General features: G+C 68.4%; 6 protein-coding genes and 1 pseudogene. 2 read left to right on the top strand and 5 right to left on the bottom strand.

What is annotated here, in order from left to right; all coding sequences use genetic code 11:
* Positions 1–100: 100 nt before the first annotated feature.
* Positions 101–12877 carry a BapA/Bap/LapF family large adhesin gene (locus AC0SZ7_RS13070; RefSeq protein WP_475504802.1) on the bottom strand — a complete coding sequence of 4259 codons (12777 nt, stop codon included), beginning with the start codon at positions 12875–12877 and terminating at the stop codon, positions 101–103.
* Here AC0SZ7_RS13070 and AC0SZ7_RS13065 point away from each other — a divergent pair.
* Positions 12870–13190 (top strand): hypothetical protein, encoded by a 321-nt coding sequence (locus tag AC0SZ7_RS13065; RefSeq protein WP_475504801.1) that lies wholly within the window; start codon positions 12870–12872, stop codon positions 13188–13190. The two genes, AC0SZ7_RS13070 and AC0SZ7_RS13065, sit on opposite strands and share 8 nt — an antisense overlap.
* Before the next feature lie 32 nt (positions 13191–13222).
* Here the strand turns inward: AC0SZ7_RS13065 and AC0SZ7_RS13060 are convergent, their stop codons facing one another.
* The 4 genes from AC0SZ7_RS13060 to AC0SZ7_RS13045 all read right to left on the bottom strand — a co-directional run bounded on the left by AC0SZ7_RS13060 (position 13223) and on the right by AC0SZ7_RS13045 (position 17141).
* Positions 13223–13921 (bottom strand): hypothetical protein, encoded by a 699-nt coding sequence (locus AC0SZ7_RS13060; RefSeq protein WP_475504800.1) that lies wholly within the window; start codon positions 13919–13921, stop codon positions 13223–13225.
* Between the two features lie 171 nt (positions 13922–14092).
* A complete protein-coding gene (locus AC0SZ7_RS13055) occupies positions 14093–14551 on the bottom strand; it encodes a hemerythrin domain-containing protein (RefSeq protein ID WP_475504799.1) in 459 nt (152 codons plus the stop codon).
* Positions 14552–14756: 205 nt separating this feature from the next.
* Complete coding sequence (locus AC0SZ7_RS13050) at positions 14757–15875, bottom strand: MBL fold metallo-hydrolase (RefSeq protein WP_475504798.1); 1119 nt, start codon at positions 15873–15875, stop codon at positions 14757–14759.
* Between the two features lie 75 nt (positions 15876–15950).
* The gene (locus AC0SZ7_RS13045) at positions 15951–17141 is read right to left on the bottom strand and encodes an MFS transporter (protein ID WP_475504797.1); all 1191 of its coding nucleotides are present in this window, start codon (positions 17139–17141) and stop codon (positions 15951–15953) included.
* Between the two features lie 119 nt (positions 17142–17260).
* Between AC0SZ7_RS13045 and AC0SZ7_RS13040 the strand changes: the two are divergent.
* Positions 17261–17864: pseudogene (locus tag AC0SZ7_RS13040) on the top strand (TetR/AcrR family transcriptional regulator); the annotation flags it as partial.
* Positions 17865–17874: the final 10 nt, after the last annotated feature.

Genomic DNA, 17874 nt, shown 5'->3' with positions numbered 1-17874 from the left:
TATACCCCCGGGCCCTTGTGGGAGCTGGCTTGCCAGCGAGCTGTTGAGGCCCTGAAACTCGCTGGCAAGCCAGCTCCCACAGAACGGCAGAACGGGTGGGTTACACCACATGCACCCCGCTCTGTACCCAAAGGTGATGACTTGGATCCTCCTGTGGCGTGTATTGGGTATAGTCCACGCCGCCTGATTGTTCACTGGCGTCGGCCACCCAGGTGCTGCCGGTCATGTGCACGCTGTCGTTGCTGCCGCCCTTGATGATCAGCTTGTCGGCGCCGGTTTCGGTGACCGCGATAATGTCCGCCAGGTTCAGCGTCAGGCTCACCGTGCCGGTGGTGTTGAGGTCGAGGATCTCGATGTTGTGGATGCGGCTGGCCAGGTTGCCGAGGTCGATGGTGGCGTCGCCACCGGCCCACTGCAGGGTGTCGGTGCCGGTGCCGCCGTCCACCGAGGTGAAGTTCTGGTCGTGGACGATCAGGGTGTCGTTGCCGGCGCCACCGTTGAGGGTCACCGCGCCGCCGTGGCCGGCATCCAGGGTGTCGTTGCCGCTGGTGCCCTGGATGACCTCGGTGGTGCTGGCCACCGCCGCAGTGGCGGCGGCGGTGCTGTCGTCGCTGACCAGCGACAGGGCCGAGAACGTGGCCACCGCGCTGGCCTGGTTGAGGCCGATGGTCAGGGTGGCGACGTCGGTGGTGCCATTGGGGTGGGTGAGTTCGTAAGTGAACACGTCGCTGTGGCCAATGACCGCGTCGGTCAGGCCGGCATTGAGCGTGTACACGTAGCTGCCGTCGGCGTGCACCAGCAATGAACCATAGGTGCCGGTCAGCGTGGTGCCGTTGTAGCCCGGCGTCACGTAGGTGCCGGCCAGCAGCACGCTGAGCACGGTGTAGGCCGAGCCCAGCACGTCCACGCCACCACCGGCGGTGTCGGTCAGCAGGTTGCCGCTGACCGGGGTGTAGGTGCCCACCACGTTCTGGTTGGTGTAGGTGGCGACGTTGGTGAGGCTGGTGGTGATGGTGCTGAGAATGCCCAGCCCGGTCACTGCCACTTTCACCTGGTAGCTGCCCGCGGTCTGATCTTCGAAGGTGACGCCGTAGTTGTTGCTGCCCAGGCTCAGCAGCGAGCTGCCGCTGACGGTCTTCACCGCCACGTAGACGCCGGAGGTGTTCTGCTTGTACAGCGTCACCGTCAAGCCACCGGCCACGCTCAGCAGGTTGCTGGCGTTGAGGGTCACGGTCAGGTCACTGACCGTGTTGCTGGCGACACTGGTGGTGTAGGTGGCGCTACCGCCCAACAGCGGCACGTTGAGGGTGCCCAGGGTGGAAGTGGTGGTGACCTCCTTGGCCGCCAGGGTAATGCTGGTGCTGGCAATGTCGTTGGTGGCGTCGACCACCACGGCCGGGCTGGCGAGGTTGGTGCTGCTCCAGGTTTCCGTGGCCTGGGGGCTGTCGATGCGCACATAGAGGGTGGCGGTGGCGGTGCCGGCGGTGGGGTGCACCAGCTCATAGCTGAAGGTGTCGACCTTGCCCACGCTGCTGGTGCTGCCGTTGGCGGTGTAGGTGTAGCTGCCGTCGGCATGGATCACCAGCGTGCCGTACAGCCCCTGCACCGTGGTGCCGGCACCGCTGGCGACGGTGACGTAGCTGCCGTTCACCAGCACCTTGAGCACGGCGAGGTTGTTGGGCCCCAGCTGGTCGGCGACGCCGCTGGTGCCCAGGTCGGTGAGCACGTTGCCAAGGGTGGCAGCGCCGGCGGTGCCGGTGAACTGCGTGAGGCTGGTGGTCTGCAGCGACAGGTCGCTGGTGACCGTGGTCAGCAGGCCGATGCCGGTGCTGGAGACCACCAGTCTGTAGTCGCCGGCCAGCAAGGTGCCGATCTTCGCCTGCACCTGTTGCGAGCCCAGGGTCAGCAGGTCCAGCAGGCCGCCGTTGCCGTTGATGTCCAGGGTCACCCAGGCGCCGCTGGCATCCTTGACCTGCAGGGCGTAGACCACGCCGTTGAGCAGCGACACCAGGCTGCTGGCGGTCAGGGTCAGGGTTGGGGTGCCAGTGGTACCCGCGCTGATGCTGAACGAGTAAGTTTTGGAGAAGCCCGACAGCAGGGTGCTGAACGAGTCGGCGTAGTGGGTGGTGGTGCTCACCGGCGCCAGGTTGACCGTGGCGGTGGCCAGGTCGTTGCTGGCCACCAGCGGGATGTTGGCGTCGATGTTGGTGGCGACCACGGTGGCGCCGCTGGAGACGTTGCCACTGCTGTCGGCCAGGCTGACGGTCAGGGTTTCGCCGTGGTTTTGCGCGGTGCCCAGGGTGACGGTGAACAGCCCGGTGTTACCGACGCTGGTCGTCCCCAGGACCAGGCCGGCGGCGGTCTTGACCGTGACCGTGCTGCCTGCCTCGCCGGTGCCGCTCAGGGACAGGCCGTCGGCAGCTACCACCAGGCCGCTGGCGGCGGCAGGCGGGGTGAGGTCGGGCGCGGTAGCCGTGGCGGCCACCGAGACGTTGCCGGTGGGGTCGGCCTGGGTGACGGTCAGCACCTGGCTGTTGGTTTGCGCGGCAATCGCCACCGAGAAGCTGCCATTGGCCGCGACCGTGCCGGTACCCAGCACAGTGGCGCCCAGCAGCACCTTGACCGTGGAGCCGGCGACGCCGGTGCCGCTGACCAGGGTACCGCTGGCGTTCACGGCAATGCCGGTGGGCGCGGCCGGAGCGGTGGTGTCCGGCGCAGTCACGCTGGCGCCGGCCGAGACGTTGTTGGCGGCGTCGGTCAGGCGCACGGTCAGCACCTGGCCGTCCAGCTGCGCGCTGTTCAAGGTGATGGTGAAGGTGCCGCCGGCGCCTACGGTGCCGGTGCCCAAGGATGTGCCCGCAGCGTTGGTGACGGCCACTGTGGCGCCGATTTCGCCGGTGCCGGTCAGGGTCAGGCCGTTCGCGGCCAGGCTGACGCCGGTCGCCGCCGTGGGCGCCTGCACGTCGGTGGCGTTGAGGGTCGAGATGGGCGACACGTTCAGCGCGGCATCGGCCTGCGACACGCTCAGCACCTGGCCGTTGAGCTGGGCGCTGTTGAGGGTCACGGTGAAGGTGCCTTGGGCGTTGACCACGGCGGTGCCCAGGGTGGTGGTGCCGCTGGCCACGGTCACCGTCGCACCGGCCTCGCCGCTGCCGGTGACCTGCAGGCCGCTGCTGCTCAGCGCCAGGTTGGTGAGGCCGGCAGGGGCGGTGGTGTCGTTGGCCACCAGGGTGCCGCTGGCGGAGACGTTGCCGGCGGCGTCGGCCTGGCTGACGCTGAGGGTCTGGCCGTTGAGTTGGGCTGCGTTGAGGGTGACGGCGAAGGCGCCGGCCACCACGCTGCCGGTGCCGAGCACGTCGCCTGCTGCGTTGCGCACGGTGACGGTGGCGCCCGTTTCGCCCACGCCCGACAGCACCAGGCCGGCGGCGTTGAGGCCCAGCACGCTGGGTGCGACGGGCGCGGTGGTGTCGGGCGCGTTGACGGTGGCATTCGCCGAGGCATTGCCGGCACTGTCGGCTTGGGTTGCGTTGATCAACTGGCCGTTGGTGAGGGCGCTGCCCAGGGTAATGCTGAAGGTGCCGTTGGCCGCCACGATACCGCTGCCCAGGGCGCTGCCGGTGCTGGAGGTGAGGGTCACTGTGGCGCCCACCTCGCCATGCCCGGTCACCACCAGGCCGGTGGCGTTCACCGCCAGGCTGTCGAGGGCGTCGGGGGCGGTGGTATCGGCTGCCACCACGGAGGCGGGCAGCGAGGCGCCGCCCAGGGTCGTGGTGGCGACCACGGACAGGGTCTGGCCGTTGGTTTGCGCGGTATCCAGGGTCACGGTGAACACGCCGCCGACGCTGGTGGCGCTGCCCAGCAAGGTGCCCGCCGCGTTGTACACAGTGATGACACTGGAGGCTGCGGCGGTACCGGTGAGGGTCAAGCCATTGGCGGCCAGTACCAGGTTGTCCGGCGCATCGGGCGCGGGGTTGACCGGCACGGTCAGGTCGGCGCCAGCAGACACGTTGGTGCCATCACTGAGTTTCACTGTCAGCACGGCGTTGGCAGCAATGCCGGGGTCCAGGTTGACCAGGAAGCTGCCGTTGGCGGCCACGGTGCCGCTGCCCACCACAGTGTTGCTGGCATTGGTGACCACGACGCTGGCGCCGACTTCGCCGCGCCCGGCCAGCACGCTGTGGTCGGCGCTGATGCTCAGGTTAGTGGCCACCAAAGGTGCGGTGATATCCGGCGCTGCGTAGCCCAGGGCTGTGGAATGGTTCTGGGCAGCATCGGTCGCCACCACCGACAGCGCCTCGCCGTTGGCCTGGACCGGGCTCAGGGTGACATGGAAGATGCCGTCCGTGCCGGTAGTGCCGGTGCCCACCACGGTACCGGCGGCGTTGGTGACGGTGATGGTGCTGTTGGGCTCGGCGGTGCCATTGAGGGTGGCGCCGCTGGCGGTCATCGAGGTGACGGCAGGGGTTGCCGGCGCCGTCATGTCCGGGGCAGTGACAGTGGCCGCCGTCGATACGTGCAAGGCCGCATCGGCCTGGGTGACGCTCAGCAGCTGGGCGTTGATCTGCGCACCGCTCAGGTTGACGCTGAAGGTGCCGTCGGCTGCCACCGTGGCGGTGCCCAGTTCGACGCCGGCCAAGGTGACGCGCACGGTGGCATTGGCCTCGCCGGTACCGGTCAACACCAGCCCGTTCGGGCTGACCGCAAGGTTGGCCACGGCGTCGGGTGTAGTGACGTCGGCAGCGGTGTAGACCAGTGGCGTGCCATGGTTGCCGGCCACGTCGGTCTGCACCAGGGTCAGGGCCTGGCCGTTCAATTGCGCACTGCCAAGGGTGACGCTGAACGTACCATCGGCGTTGACGGTGGTGGTGCCCAGTGCCGAACCGCTGGCCGTGGTCACCACCAGCGTGGCGTTGGCCTCGCCGGTGCCGGTCAGGGTCAGGCCGTCGCTGCTCAGCGCGGTGACCAGTGGCGCGGTTGGCGCGGTCACGTCGGGTGCGGTGAACGGCGTGGCGACAGCGTTGTTGCCCGCCACGTCCTGCTGCACCACCGCCAGTGTCTGGCCGTTGAGTTGCGGGCTGTCCAGGGTGATGCTGAAGGTGCCATCGGCGGCCACGGTGCCGGTGCCCACGGCAGAGCCGCTGCTGGAGGTGACCGTGACCGTGGCGCCGGCTTCACCGGTGCCGCTCAACAGCAGGCCGCTGGCGCTCAGCGTCAGGCCCGCTACCGGGTCAGGCGCGGTGATGTCGGGGGCGCTCAGGGTGCCCGGCGCCGAGGTGTTGCCGGCCCTGTCGGTGAGCGTTACCCACACGCCCTGGCCGTTGGTCTGGGCATAGCCGGCATCCAGGGTCACCAGGAAGTGCCCGGTGCTGTCGACCGTGCCGGTGCCGATCTGAGTGCCGTCGGCCAGCTTGATGGTCACGTCTGCGTTGGCTTCGCCGGTGCCACTGATCGTGGTGCCGGTGGCGTTGAACAGCAACTGCGTGGGCACGCCCGGCGGGGTCAGGTCCGGTGCAATGACCTGGAAGGGGTTGCTGACGTTGCCGGGCGGGTCGGCTTGTTGCACGGCCAACGTTTCATGGTTGACCTGCGGGGTGCTCAGGCTGACGGTGAAGGTGCCATCGCCAAGCACGGTGGTGCGGCCCAGCTCAACGCCGGCGGCGTCTTTTACGGTGACGGTGGCGCCGGCTTCACCCGTGCCGGTGATCACGCTCCCGGCGCTGTTTATGGTGACGCCTGCCAGGTCCGCCGGCGGGGTGAAGTCCGGGGTGGTCAGGTTGGTGGCCGGCGACACGTTGCCAGCGGCGTCGGCCTGTACCAGGGTCAACACTTCGGCGTTGGTGAGTGGGGTAACCAGTACCAGGGTGAAGGTGCCGGTGCTGCCGACCACCGCCTGGCCCAGCGGGTTGCCGTCGGCGTCGCTGACGGTGACCGTGGCCCCGGCTTCACCGTGGCCGGTGATGCTGGCGCCATCGCTGCCGATGGCCAGTTGCGTGAGCACGGCGGGCGCGGTGGTGTCCACCGACACGTGGCTGGTGGCCGGCGAGGTGTTGCCGGCGGCATCGGTGAGGGTCACGGCCAGGGTCTGGCCGTTGGCCTGCGGTGTGTTCAAGGTGACCTGGAAAGTGCCGTCCAGGCGCACGGTGCCGGTGCCCAGCAGCGTGCCGTCGGTGCCCAGGACCTTGACGGTGGCGCCGGCTTCGCCGCTACCCGACAGCACCAGGCCGTCGCTGCTGACGCCGCTGACGGCAGGCGCAGTGGGGGCGACCAGGTCGGGCGCGGTGAGGTTGACGCTGTTCGATTCGTTGCCGGCCACATCGCTCTGGCTGAGGCTGAGTACCTGGCCGTTGGTTTGCGCAGTGCTCAGGGTGATGCTGAACGTGCCGTTGGCGGCGACCACGGCAGTGCCCAGCTCGATGCCGCCCTGGCCCAGCACGGTGACAGTGGCGCCGGCTTCGCCACGCCCGGCCAGCGAGGCGCCATTGGCGGCCAGGTGCAGGTCGCTGAGCGGCGCTGGCGGTGTCAGGTCGGTAGCCGTGAGGCCGGCGGGCAACGAGTTGATGCCATCGCTTGAGGTGGCGTTGGCTGTCAGTACCTCGCCGTTCAGTTGCGCGCTGGCCAGGGTGACGCTGAAGGTGCCGTCGTTGAGCACCTGGGTGGTGCCCAGCAGCGTGCCGGCGGCGTTGTGCACGCTGACGGTGCTGCCGGCGGTGGCGGTACCGGTCAGGGTCAGGCCATCGGCGCTGAGCACCAGGTTGGCGGGGGCAGGCTCGGCCAGGGTGCCGGGGGCGGTCACCGAGGCATTGGGCGAGGCGTTGCCGGCTACGTCGGTCTGCACCACGTTGAGGGTACTGCCGGCGCTGGCACTGGGGGCCAGGCCAACGCTGAAGCTGCCGTTGCTGCCCACCACCACGGTGCCCAGCAGGGTGCCGCTGGCGTCGCGCACGGTGACGGTGGCACCGGCTTCGCCGCTGCCGGCCAGGGTGGCGCCATCGCTGGCGACGGCCAGGTTGCCGACCGCCAGCGGCGCGGTGGTGTCGGCGGCGGTGAGGCTGGCCGCAGTAGAGATATTGCCGGCGGCGTCCGTGGCGGTGACCGTCAGGGCCTGGCCGTTGGTTTGCGCGCTGCCGAGGGTGACGTGGAACACGCCATCGCTGCCGCTGGTGATTGTGCCCAGCACCGTACCCTGGGCGTTGCGCACGGTCACGGTGCTGCCGGCTTCGGCGTTGCCGGTCAGTTGCAGGCCGGCGCCATTGAGCACAAGGCCGCTGGGGGTGGCGGGCGGGGTGAGGTCCACGGCGGTGATGTCCACCGCCGTTGAGACGTTGCCGGGCGGGTCTTCCTGGGTGACGGTGAGCACCTGCGCGTTAAGTTGCGCGGTGTTCAGGGTCAGGCTGAAAGCGCCGTTGGTGGCCACAAGGCCTGTGCCCAGCAGCGTGTTGTCGGCGCTGTAGACGTGCACGGTAGCGCCCGGTTCGCCGTGGCCCGTCACGGTGACGCCGTCGGCGTTGATGGCCACCAGGGTGAGGGCGGCGGGCGGCGTGGTGTCGGGGGCCAGTTGGGTGACCGATGGCGAGACGTTGCCGCTGGGGTCGGCCTGGCTGACATCCAGGGTCTGGCCGGCGGTTTGCGCAGTGGTCAGGGTGACCGAAAAGCTGCCGTTGCTGCCCACCACGGCGCTGCCCAGCGGGTTGCCGCTGCTGTCGGTGACGCGCACGGTGGCGCCGGGCTCGCCGCTGCCATTGAGGGTGGTGCCGTCGTTGCTGATGGTCAGGTTGCTGACCACGGCCGGCGGGGTGGTGTCGACGGTGGTCAGGCTGGCGTCGGCGGAAACGTTGCCCGCCGCGTCGGTCAGGCTCACATGCAGGGCCGCGCCATTGGTCTGCGCGCTGCCGAGGCTGATCTGGAAGTTGCCGCTCTGGTCCACGGTGCCGGTGCCCAGCACGGTGCCATTGGCGTCGCGTATGGTCACGGCCGCACCCACCTCGCCGGTGCCGCTGACCACGGTGCCGACGTTGTTGATGGACAGGTTGGCGGCCGCGTCCGGCGCGGTCAGGTCGGGGGCCACGGTGCTGGCCGGCTGCGAGACGTTGCCGGCAGGGTCGCTCTGGGTCACGGTCAGCGCCTGGGCGTTGAGCTGCGGGGTGGTGAAGGTGACGACGAAGCTGCCATTGCTGGCCACCAGCGCGCTGCCGACCACGGTGCCGCTGGCGTCGCTGACCGACACCGTGGCACCGGCTTCGCCCTTGCCGGTGAGGATGCTGCCGTTGGCCGCCACGGCGACGTCGGTAGGCGCATCGGGCACGGTGCTGTCGCTGGCCACTACAGTGGCAGGCACCGAGGTGTGGCTGCCGTCGCTGGCGGTCACGTGCAGGGTTTGGGCGTTCACCTGGGCGATGCGCAACAGTACGCTGAAGCGCCCGCTGCTGTTGACCACCGCGGTGCCAAGGCTGGCGCCGGTGCTGTCCAGCACGTTGACGGTAGTGCCGGCGGTGCCGCTGCCGGTGAGGGTGCTGCCGTCGCTGGCCAGGGCCAGGTCGGTGGGGCTGGCCACCTGGGTGCCGTCGGGGCCGGTGAGGCCAATGGCGTTCGAGTTGCCGCCAGCGTCGCTGCTGGTGACGGTAAGGGTGCTGCCGGTGGCGGCAGGGGTGGTCAGGGTGATCACGAAGACGCCGTCGCTGCCCACGGTGCCGCTGCCCAGCACGGTGGTGCCGTCGCGCACGGTGACCGTGCTGCCGGCTTCACCGGTGCCCGACACCTGGGTGCCATCCGGGGTCACGGCAAGGTTTTCGGGGTCGGCCGGCGCTGTGGTGTCCGGCGCCGTAACGGTGGCCGGCAGCGAGGTGTAGGTGCCGTCCGAGACCGTGACCTGCAGTGTTTGCGCGTCGGTCTGCGCGCTGGGCAGGATGGCGGTGAAATGGCCGTCGGTGCCGGCGGTTACGGCAACCAGCAGGTTGCCGTTGGCGTCCAGCACTTTCACCGTGCTGTTGGCCTCGGCGTTGCCGGTGAGCGTGGTGCCGGTGGGGTCCACTGCCAGGTCGGTGGCCGGCGCGGGGGCGGTCAGGTCTGGGGCGATCACGGTCTGGTTGGCCGAGGCGTTGCTGCTGGCGTCTTCCTGGTGCACGGCAAGCGTCTGGCCGTCCAGCTGGGCAGGGCTCAGGGTGACGCTGAAGCTGCCGTTGCCGGCCACCACGGCGCTGCCCAGAAGGCTGCCGTCGGGGGCGCGTACGTACACGGTATCACCGGCCACGCCGGTGCCGGTAACCGTGGCACCGTTGGCACTTATCGCCAGGTTGGCGAGCGCGCCGGGCGCGGTGGTGTCCGGCGCGGTGAAGGCGGCGTCGGCGGAAACGTTGTCGTGCGCATCGCTCTGGTTGACGTGCAGCGCCTGGCCATCGGCCTGCACGGTGGTGAGAGGGACAGTGAAGCTGCCATCGCTGTTGGTCACCACTACGGAGCCCAGTTCAGTACCGTCCTGGGCGTAGACATGCACCGTGGCTCCCACCTCGCCGGTGCCGCGGAGTGCGTTGCCGTCGGCGTTGAGGGTAAGCCCGGTGGGCGCGGCGGGCGCCTGGGTATCGGGTGCGGTCAGGGCGCTGGCAGGCGAGGGGTTGCCGGCAGCGTCAGTCTGCAGCACGGTCAGCGCCTGGCCATTGGTTTGCGCGGTGCCCAGGGTCACCTGGAACAGGCCGTTGCTGCCCACCACGGCGCTGCCCAGCGGCTGATTGCTGGCGTCCAGCACGGTGACGGTGGCGCCCACTTCGCCGTGGCCGCTGACGATCGCGCCGTTGGCGGAAATGCCGGCGTCGGCGATTTGCGCCGGTGGTGTGAGGTCCGGCGCGGCCACGGCGGCGGGCGTCGACGGGTTGCCGGCGGCGTCGGCCTGTACCACTTGCAGTGCCTGCGCATTGGTTTGTGCGGTGGTGAGGTTGACGGTGAAGCGGCCGTCGCCGTCCACCGTGGCAGTGCCGATCACGCTGCCTGAAGGGTCGCGCACGGTGATGCTGGCGCCGATCTCGCCGCTGCCGGTCAGCACCTGCCCAGTGGCGTTTACCCCAAGGTCGGTGACAGGCGCGGGGGCCTGGGTGTCGGGGGTGACGTAGCTTACCGGGCCGGCGCCGTTGCCGACGCTGTCGGTAGCGGCCACCAGCAGCGTCTGGCCGTTGTGCTGCGGGCTGCTCAGGGTAACGCTGAAGGTGCCGTCGGCGGCCACCACGGCAGTGCCGAGCACGGTGCCATTGGCGCTGGTGACGGTAATATGCGCGCCAGCCTCGCCCATGCCGCTGAGCACGGTGCCGGCGGTATTGACGCTGAGGTTGCCCGGCTGCAGCGGGCCGTCCAGGTCGGGGGCGTCGACATCGGCGGTGGGCGACGGGTTGCCGGCCGCATCGGTCAGGGTCACGTGCAGGGGCTGGCCGTCTATCTGCGCGCTGGCCAGGGTGACGGCGAAGCTGCCGGTGGGCGACACCACGGCGGTGCCCAGGACATTGCCGGCGGCATCCTTGACGGTGACGGTGGCGCCGACTTCGCCGCGGCCGGTCAGCAGCAGGCCATCGGCGTTGACCACCAGGGCGGTGGCAGCGGCGGGGCCGGTGATGTCGGGGGCGAAGACGGGGACGTTGACCGAGGCTTCGCCATTGGTATCGGTGGCCTGTACGTTGAGTACCTCGCCGTTGGCCTGGGGGGTAGCCAGGTCCACGGTGAAGTGGCCATCGTTGTCTACTACCGCAGAGCCCAGCAGGTTGCCGGCGCCGTCACGCACCTCGATCAGGTTGCCGGCGGTGCCGCTGCCGCTGACTTGCGAGCCGTCGGCATTGACCACCAGGTCGGTTGGGGTGCCGGGGCCATCGGCGTCCGGGGCGATGACGGCGAGTGTGGGGGAGGCGTTGCCGGCGGCGTCCGCCTGGGTGATACGCACGATGTCACCCTCGGTGACGGGTGGCTGCAGGGTGACTGCGAAGGTGCCATTGGCGCTCACCACGCCGGTGGCCAGCACCTCGTTATTGATGTCGCGCACGGTTACGGTGGCACCGGGCTCGCCCTGGCCCGACAGCGCCTGGCCATCGGCGCTGATCACCACATCGGTCACCCGGTCGGGTGCGGTTGTGTCTGCGGCAGTGAGCAACACCGGCGCGCTGGTGTTGTTGGCCCCATCGGTGGCCGTGACGTCCAGGTGTTCGCCATTGGCCTGGGCGCTGTCCAAGGTCAGGCTGAAGGTGCCGTCGGCATTGGCGCGGGTGGCGCCGATCACCTGGCCGTTGGCGTCGTGCACCAGCACCCGCGAGCCGGGCTCGGCGGTGCCGGTCAGGGTGAGGCCATCGGCAGCCAGTACCAGATTGGCGGGTTGCGCGGGGGCGGTGGTGTCGGGGGCAGTCAGCGGCACGTTGGCCGAGACGTTGCCGGCGCTGTCGGTAAGGGTCACCTGCAACACCTGGCCGTTGCTTTGCGCCGGGCTGATGGCGATGCTGAACAGGCCGTCGCTGCCCACCACGCCGCTGCCCAGTACTGCGCCGTTGGCGTCGATGATGGTGGCGGTGGTGCCGGCCTCGCCATGGCCGCTGACCAGGGTGCCGCTACCGCTGATGACGACATCGGTGGGCGCATCGGGCGGCGTGGTATCGGGGCCTTCGGGCTGGCCGGCATCGGGCGCCTGGGCCGTGGCGGCGGGCGAGGCGTTCCCCGCCGCGTCGGTGTCGATTACTGTCAACGTCTGCCCGGCGGTTTGCGCAGGCGTCAGGGTCACGCTGAAACTGCCGTCGCCGGCCACCAGGGCGCTGCCCAGCACGGTGCCGTCGGCAGCCTTGACGGTGATGGCCGAGCCGGCTTCGCCGGTGCCGGTCAGGGTGGTGCCGTCGGCGTTGACCGCAAGGTTGCCGGGGGCGGCCGGCGCGGTGGTGTCGGCCGCCACCAGGGTGCCGGGCGCCGAGCTGTTGCCGGCGGCGTCGGTGAGGGTGACGTTGAGCGTCTGGCCGTTGGTCTCGGGTTGGCTAAGGGTGACTTGGAAGCTGCCGTCGCTGCCTACGGTGCCGGTGCCCAGCACATTGCCGGCGGCGTCACGCACGGTGACGGTGCTGCCGGCCTCGCCGCTGCCGCTCAGGGTCAGGCCGTCACCGGTCAGCGCCAGGTCGGCGGGGGCGGTGGGCGCAGTGGTGTCCGGGGCGGTAACGGTGCCGGGCGCCGAGGTATTGCCGGCGCCATCGGTCAGGGTCACGTCCAGGGTCTGGCCGTTGCTTTGCGCGCTACCCAAGGGCACCTGGAAGCTGCCGTCGCTACCCACGGTGCCGGTGCCCAGCACATTGCCGGCGGCGTCGCGCACGGTGACGGTGCTGCCGGCCTCGCCCAGGCCGCTCAGGGTCAGGCCGTTGGCGGAAAGGGCAAGGCCGGTGGGCGCGTCGGGGGCGGTGGTGTCCGCCGCCGTGCCGTCGTCACTGCCACCACCGCCACCACCACCCGTACCCACGGCCGCCGCCGTGGCACCGCCGGCACCCAGCAGGCCGAGGCCAGCAATGGCCCATTCGGGCGTGGCGCTGCCGACCACGGCGACGCCAGCCAGCAGGTCATCGATGGAGGAGACTTCGGCGAAAGTGAAACCGTGGAAGGCTTCGGCGTTGTATTGCGCTTGCCACAGGGTGCCGTTCTCACCCTGGAACACCATGTCGCTGTGCACGCCCTGGGGGTTGGCCTTGAAGAAGTTGTCGACCCGCACCTGCTCGCCGTTCTTGAGGTGCAGCACCGCGGCGTCACCGCTGCGGCCAACGGAGGCCACCTGCTCGGGTGGCACGGGGATCTGGACTACGGCGGGGTCTTGCAGGGCAACGTTACCAAACGCTTGGGCAGTGACTTGGGCAGTGGCTTTGTCAGCGACGACGATATTGTCCATTATCGGCTCTTCCTTTCGCTTCTTCCGTCACCACACAGCAAATGGCGTGGTGATCGATACGGGCTTGCCAGACACGGCAGCGCCGAAAAATCCTGTACGAATTGGATCCTTCATGTATAGCAAATGGATACGAAAACGTACGCTAGCTTTGGCGCTAGCACGAGTTGCGCGACAGGCGGCAGGGGGATTTGGCGGGGGTAACCTAGGTATGACAGGGGTGTTTGGAAAAGGTGCTTTTTTTGTACAGGTTTTTATCGGTACGCATGAATATGCCTGTGGGAGCTGGCTTGCCAGCGAGCTTTGCGGCGATTGAAAAGCTCGCTGGCAAGCCAGCTCCCACGGGGGTCAGGTACGCCCGGCGAGCATGACGGTTTCCATTTGCTGGGTCATTCTCTCGCCCTTGGTGTATAGCTGGGTGAAGAACAGCCCCTGGATGGACTCCTTCGTCGGGACGGGGCCTTTGGGGACGAACAGGGCGCCCAGGTCGATGGTCTTGGCGAAGTTGTCCTGGGTCAGGCTGTAGCCGCCCAGGTAGCTGCCGCTCCAGGGCGAGTCGGCGTTGACCACCTCAATGGCGGCGTCGCGGTAGGTTGCGGCGGCGCTCTTCAGGTCGGCAGAGCCATTGAGCAGGGTATTCAGGTCCGCAAGGTCGGCGGCGCTCAGTTGGCCGCCACTGTTCAGCGCCTGCAAGCTGCCATCGGCCTGCACGGTAAAGCCGAATTTCTTGCCGGCGATGGCCGGGAAGGTCGACGCCAGGTTGGCCTTGAAGTCTTCGAACGCCGTTTTCAACGAGGCGTGCGCCACCTTGTGCGCGGCGGCTTTCTGCGGAAAGTCCGCCGATTGTTCGCGGCCGATCCAGGTCTCCACCGCCTCCATGCTCAGGCCCAGTTGCTGCGCCGCTTCGCTGGGGTAATACACCGCGGCCGGGCCGGCGCTGGCGGCCTGCAGCGTTTGCGCGGCGGCACCTGTGACCGGCTGCAGGGTGATTTTCTGCTCGGAAACCGTGAGGGCGGCAGCCGAGGTGGTGCTGACAGAAAGATCCATTTCATCAGTCCATGTATCGTGATTGGTACTGATGGTATCGGCGGTGATACGTGGAGCTTGAGTGGCTGGGGCTTCAACCTCGTCTCACGTGGTCGATTTTTGTCAGCAACACCGCAGTGGCGGGACGCCGCCTGCGGCAGCTGCTACGGGTTGTGCTGGGCTTGCCCCCACTCAAGCGGCCTTTTTGTGGGCCGCTTTCTTCATGGCTTCCATTTGTGCACCCAGTTCTTCCAGCTTCTCGTCGCCCAGAAGTTTCTGCGCCTGGGGGAACATCTCGCTTTCTTCTTCCTCGATATGGTGCTCAAGCAGTTCCTTGACCACCTTCACCCGGCCGGAAAACTCCACCGTGCCTGGCTCGGTTGCCTTCAGGTCGGGCAATACCAGTGAGTCCACCGTGCGGTGTTCTTCCTTGGCCTCGTAGTACATCACGTCCTGCTCCTTGCTACCCGCCGCCTTGAAGGCAGGGTACAAAATCTCTTCTTCCAGTTGGGTGTGGAGGGTGATCTCCATTTCCAGCTTGGCCAACAGGTCGGTGCGCTTTTTCACGCCGCGCTCGGTGGAGTCGCTCAGTTGCTCAAGAATGGCTTTCACGCGTTCGTGGTCGGCCACCAGCATGTCGATTGCATTCATTTTCCAGTACCCCTATCACGGTTGATGGACCGATCTGACGCCGATCCTGGGAGAAGCTGGAAAGAGTGGTGCATCGCCTATGCCACTTTCGACCACCGGCACAATCCGTTATTTGCCAAGGGCTTGGGCCGCCGTCCAGTGCTTGGGCGCCGTGCACATTGCATGAATGCCGCTTGGCGCGGTGTGCAGATAGCGGCGCGGCGCCTCAATGGCCACAGCCGTCCCTGGCCAGGGGAATCATCTGGCCGTGGTGCAACACCGAGAAGGCATCATCCGCCAGGCCCGCGGCCGTGGTCGCCTCACGCAGTTTTTTCGGTGGTTCATCCAGCGGCTCGTCGGTCAGCTCGAAGGTGCCCCAGTGAATGCCGATGGCCTTTTTCGCGCCGATGTCCTGGAAGATTTTTACCGCCTGCTCGGGGTCCACGTGCTGCGGGCCCATGAACCAGCGCGGCGCGTACGCACCGATGGGAATCAGCGCCAGGTCGAAGCAACCGAAGGCCTTGCCGATGCGCTTGCTGTCGTTGGAGTAACCGGTGTCGCCGGCAAAATACAGCGAGAACGGGCGCTGGGCGGCGGGCGGCGTCTTCACCGCCCAGCCGCCCCAGAGGGTGTCGTTGCGGTCGCCCAGGCTGCGCGCGGACCAGTGGGTGGCGGGCACGAACCAGAAGTCCAGGCCGGCCACCCGGGTGTGGTCGCTCCAGTCCAGTTCCTCGACGTTGTCGATGCCCTTGCCGGCCATCCACTGCTTGATGCCCAGCGGCACCAGGAAGCGTGGCGGGCCGCCGGCCTGCTGGTTCAGCGCCTGCACGCTGGCAGTGTCGAGGTGGTCGTAATGGCTGTGGGAAATCAGCACCACGTCAATGTGCGGTAGCTGGCCCAGGGCAAGGCCGGGCGCCACCTTGCGCTTGGGCCCGATGAAGGAGAACGGCGAGGCGCGGTCGGAAAACACCGGGTCGGTGAGGATGTTCACGCCATTGATCTGCAGCAGGGCGCTGGCATGGCCGATCCAGGTCAGGGTGTTGTCGCTGTGGTTGGCCTTGAGCCATGCCACGTCGGGGTGGTCGATGGGAAACTGGTAATTGTTCGCCGGCGGCGGTGGCAGCCGGTTGATGAAGGCGTGCCAGCGCCACTTCCAGACGTTGCCGCGCGCCAGCGGGCCGTCGTTGTTTTCGAAATGGCCGTCTGCACGCGGGGCGTGGTGGATGTCGCTGGCGGCCAGTTGTTCGGGCGTGGGTGACACCGGCGGCTCGCCGCCGGCGCCAGCACAGGTGGCGGCGCACAGCAGCGAGAAGCCGCACAGTAAAGCGGAAGGGCGAATGGGCACGGGGCGATCCTTGTGGCGGGGTGCGGTATCGAGTGTAGATAGCCTGCGTGCCAAAGCGGTTCCTTCCGAGTTCGGTTAGCCTGTGACAGGCACCCCATGCTCACGCACGCCTGGCCGGAACCCATGCGCCCGTGCCCCGGCGGCGATCACCAGCGCCACCCCCAGCAGCGCCAACACTGCCCACGGGAACACGCCGATGCCGGCGTATTCCAGCAGCACCCCACCCAACACCCCGGCGCCGGTGATCGCGCCGTTCCACGCCACCACGTTCATCGACAGCGCCACGTCGGCACCTGGCCCGGCGCTGTCGGCCAGGGCGGTCTGTAGCAGGGTCGCTGCGCCACCGAAGCTCAGCCCCCAGAGCAGCACCGCCACGCCTACCACTGCCGGGTGGCTGCCGGCGACGCTGAGCAACAAGGCGACGGCGGCGAAGGTGGCGAGGCTGAACAGCACCGCCCGGCGCAGGTAGTGGTCCACCAGGCGGCCGGTGACCCAGATGCCCAGCAATGCCGCCACGCCGAAGGCCAGCAGCACCAGGTCCACCCGCGCGCCCAGGCCGGCACGTGCCACGAACGGGGCAATGTAGGTGTAGAGAAGGTTATGGGCCAGCATCCAGGCGATGACCACCGCCAGCACCGGGCGCACGCCTGGGGTGGTGAGCACGCGGCGCAGTGGCAGCTGTTCGTGGCTGGCCTGCCCGGGGTAATTCGGCACCTTGGCGACGACCCAGCCGACCAGGCCCAGGGTGACCGCCGACATCACCCAGAAGGTGGCGCGCCAACCCAGCAGCGTGCCCAGCCAGGTGCCCAGCGGCACGCCGAGGGCCAGGGCGATGGGCGTGCCGACCATGGCGATGGCCATGGCCTTGCCCTGTTGCCGGGGCTGCACCATGCGCCGGGCGTAGCCTGCCAGTTGGCTCCAGGCCAGGCCCGCGGCCATGCCGGCGCCGAAGCGTGCGGCCAGCGTCAGGATGTAGTGGCTGGACCAGGCGGTGACCGAGTTGAACAGCAGAAAACCAATGATGCTCAGCAGCAACACGTTGCGCCGCGACCAGTTGCGTGTGGCCAGCACCAGCGGGATGGCGGCGAGCACCGAGCCCAGGGCGTAGGCGCTGATCGTCTGCCCGGCCAGCGCGGCGCTGATGCCCAGGCCATCGCTGATCTGCGGCAGCAGGCCGGCGGGCAGGGTTTCGGTGGCAATGCACAGGAAGCCGGTCATGGCCAGGGCGAGCAGGGCGGCCATGGGCAAGGGGGGTGAAGGGTTCATGGAGGGTCCTTGAAAATAGTTGTGTATCGGTCGGTATATATATGCCCAGAGAAGGCGCCCGATTGTCAATGACTTCTGTATCGACTAGTATTTAAGTGGTCAGCCACCGGGAGTTCGACATGGCGCAGATGGGCCGTCCCCGTTCCTTTGATCGTGACCACGCCGTGGAACAGGCGATGCTGCTGTTCTGGGAACACGGCTATGAAGCCACCTCGCTCAGCCAGCTCAAGGCCAGCATGGGCGGCATCTCCGCGCCCAGTTTTTACGCCGCCTTCGGCTCCAAGGAAGTGCTGTTCCGCGAGGCAGTGGCGCGCTACCTGGGCAGCCACGGGCAGGTCACCGAATGCCTGTGGGACGCTGAATTGCCACCGCGCCAGGCGATTGAAACGGCGCTGCGGCGCTCGGCCCGCATGCAATGCGCTGTCGGCCACCCCAAGGGCTGCATGGTCAGCCTTGGCGTGATGAGCGCTCCCAGTGCCGAATACGCCGCTGTGGCGGCGCCGTTGACCGCGTCACGCGAGCGCACCCGGGCCGGGTTGCTGCAATGCGTCCAGCGCGGGGTGGCCAGCGGCGAGTTGCGGGAGACGGTCGATGCGCAGGTGCTGGCCACGGTGTTCGACAGTTTCCTGCTGGGCATCTCGACCCTGGCGCGCGATGGCGTGGCCTGCGCGCAGATCGATGCCGCGATCGGTCAGGTGATGTGGGTATGGGATAGCGCAGCACGCACGCCCCT

It is taken from the genome of Pseudomonas sp. JC1203 (assembly GCF_056175065.1).
The sequence above is the reverse complement of the archived record's forward strand: the minus strand, read 5'-3'. Positions and strand labels throughout refer to the sequence as shown.

Bases quoted from the DNA above. Each gene is read 5' to 3' on its own strand.
- AC0SZ7_RS13070 (WP_475504802.1), bottom strand. From the start codon at position 12,877: ATGGACAATATCGTCGTCGCTGACAAAGCCACTGCCCAAGTCACTGCC.
- AC0SZ7_RS13060 (WP_475504800.1), bottom strand. From the start codon at position 13,921: ATGGATCTTTCTGTCAGCACCACCTCGGCTGCCGCCCTCACGGTTTCC.
- AC0SZ7_RS13055 (WP_475504799.1), bottom strand. From the start codon at position 14,551: ATGAATGCAATCGACATGCTGGTGGCCGACCACGAACGCGTGAAAGCC.
- AC0SZ7_RS13045 (WP_475504797.1), bottom strand. From the start codon at position 17,141: ATGAACCCTTCACCCCCCTTGCCCATGGCCGCCCTGCTCGCCCTGGCC.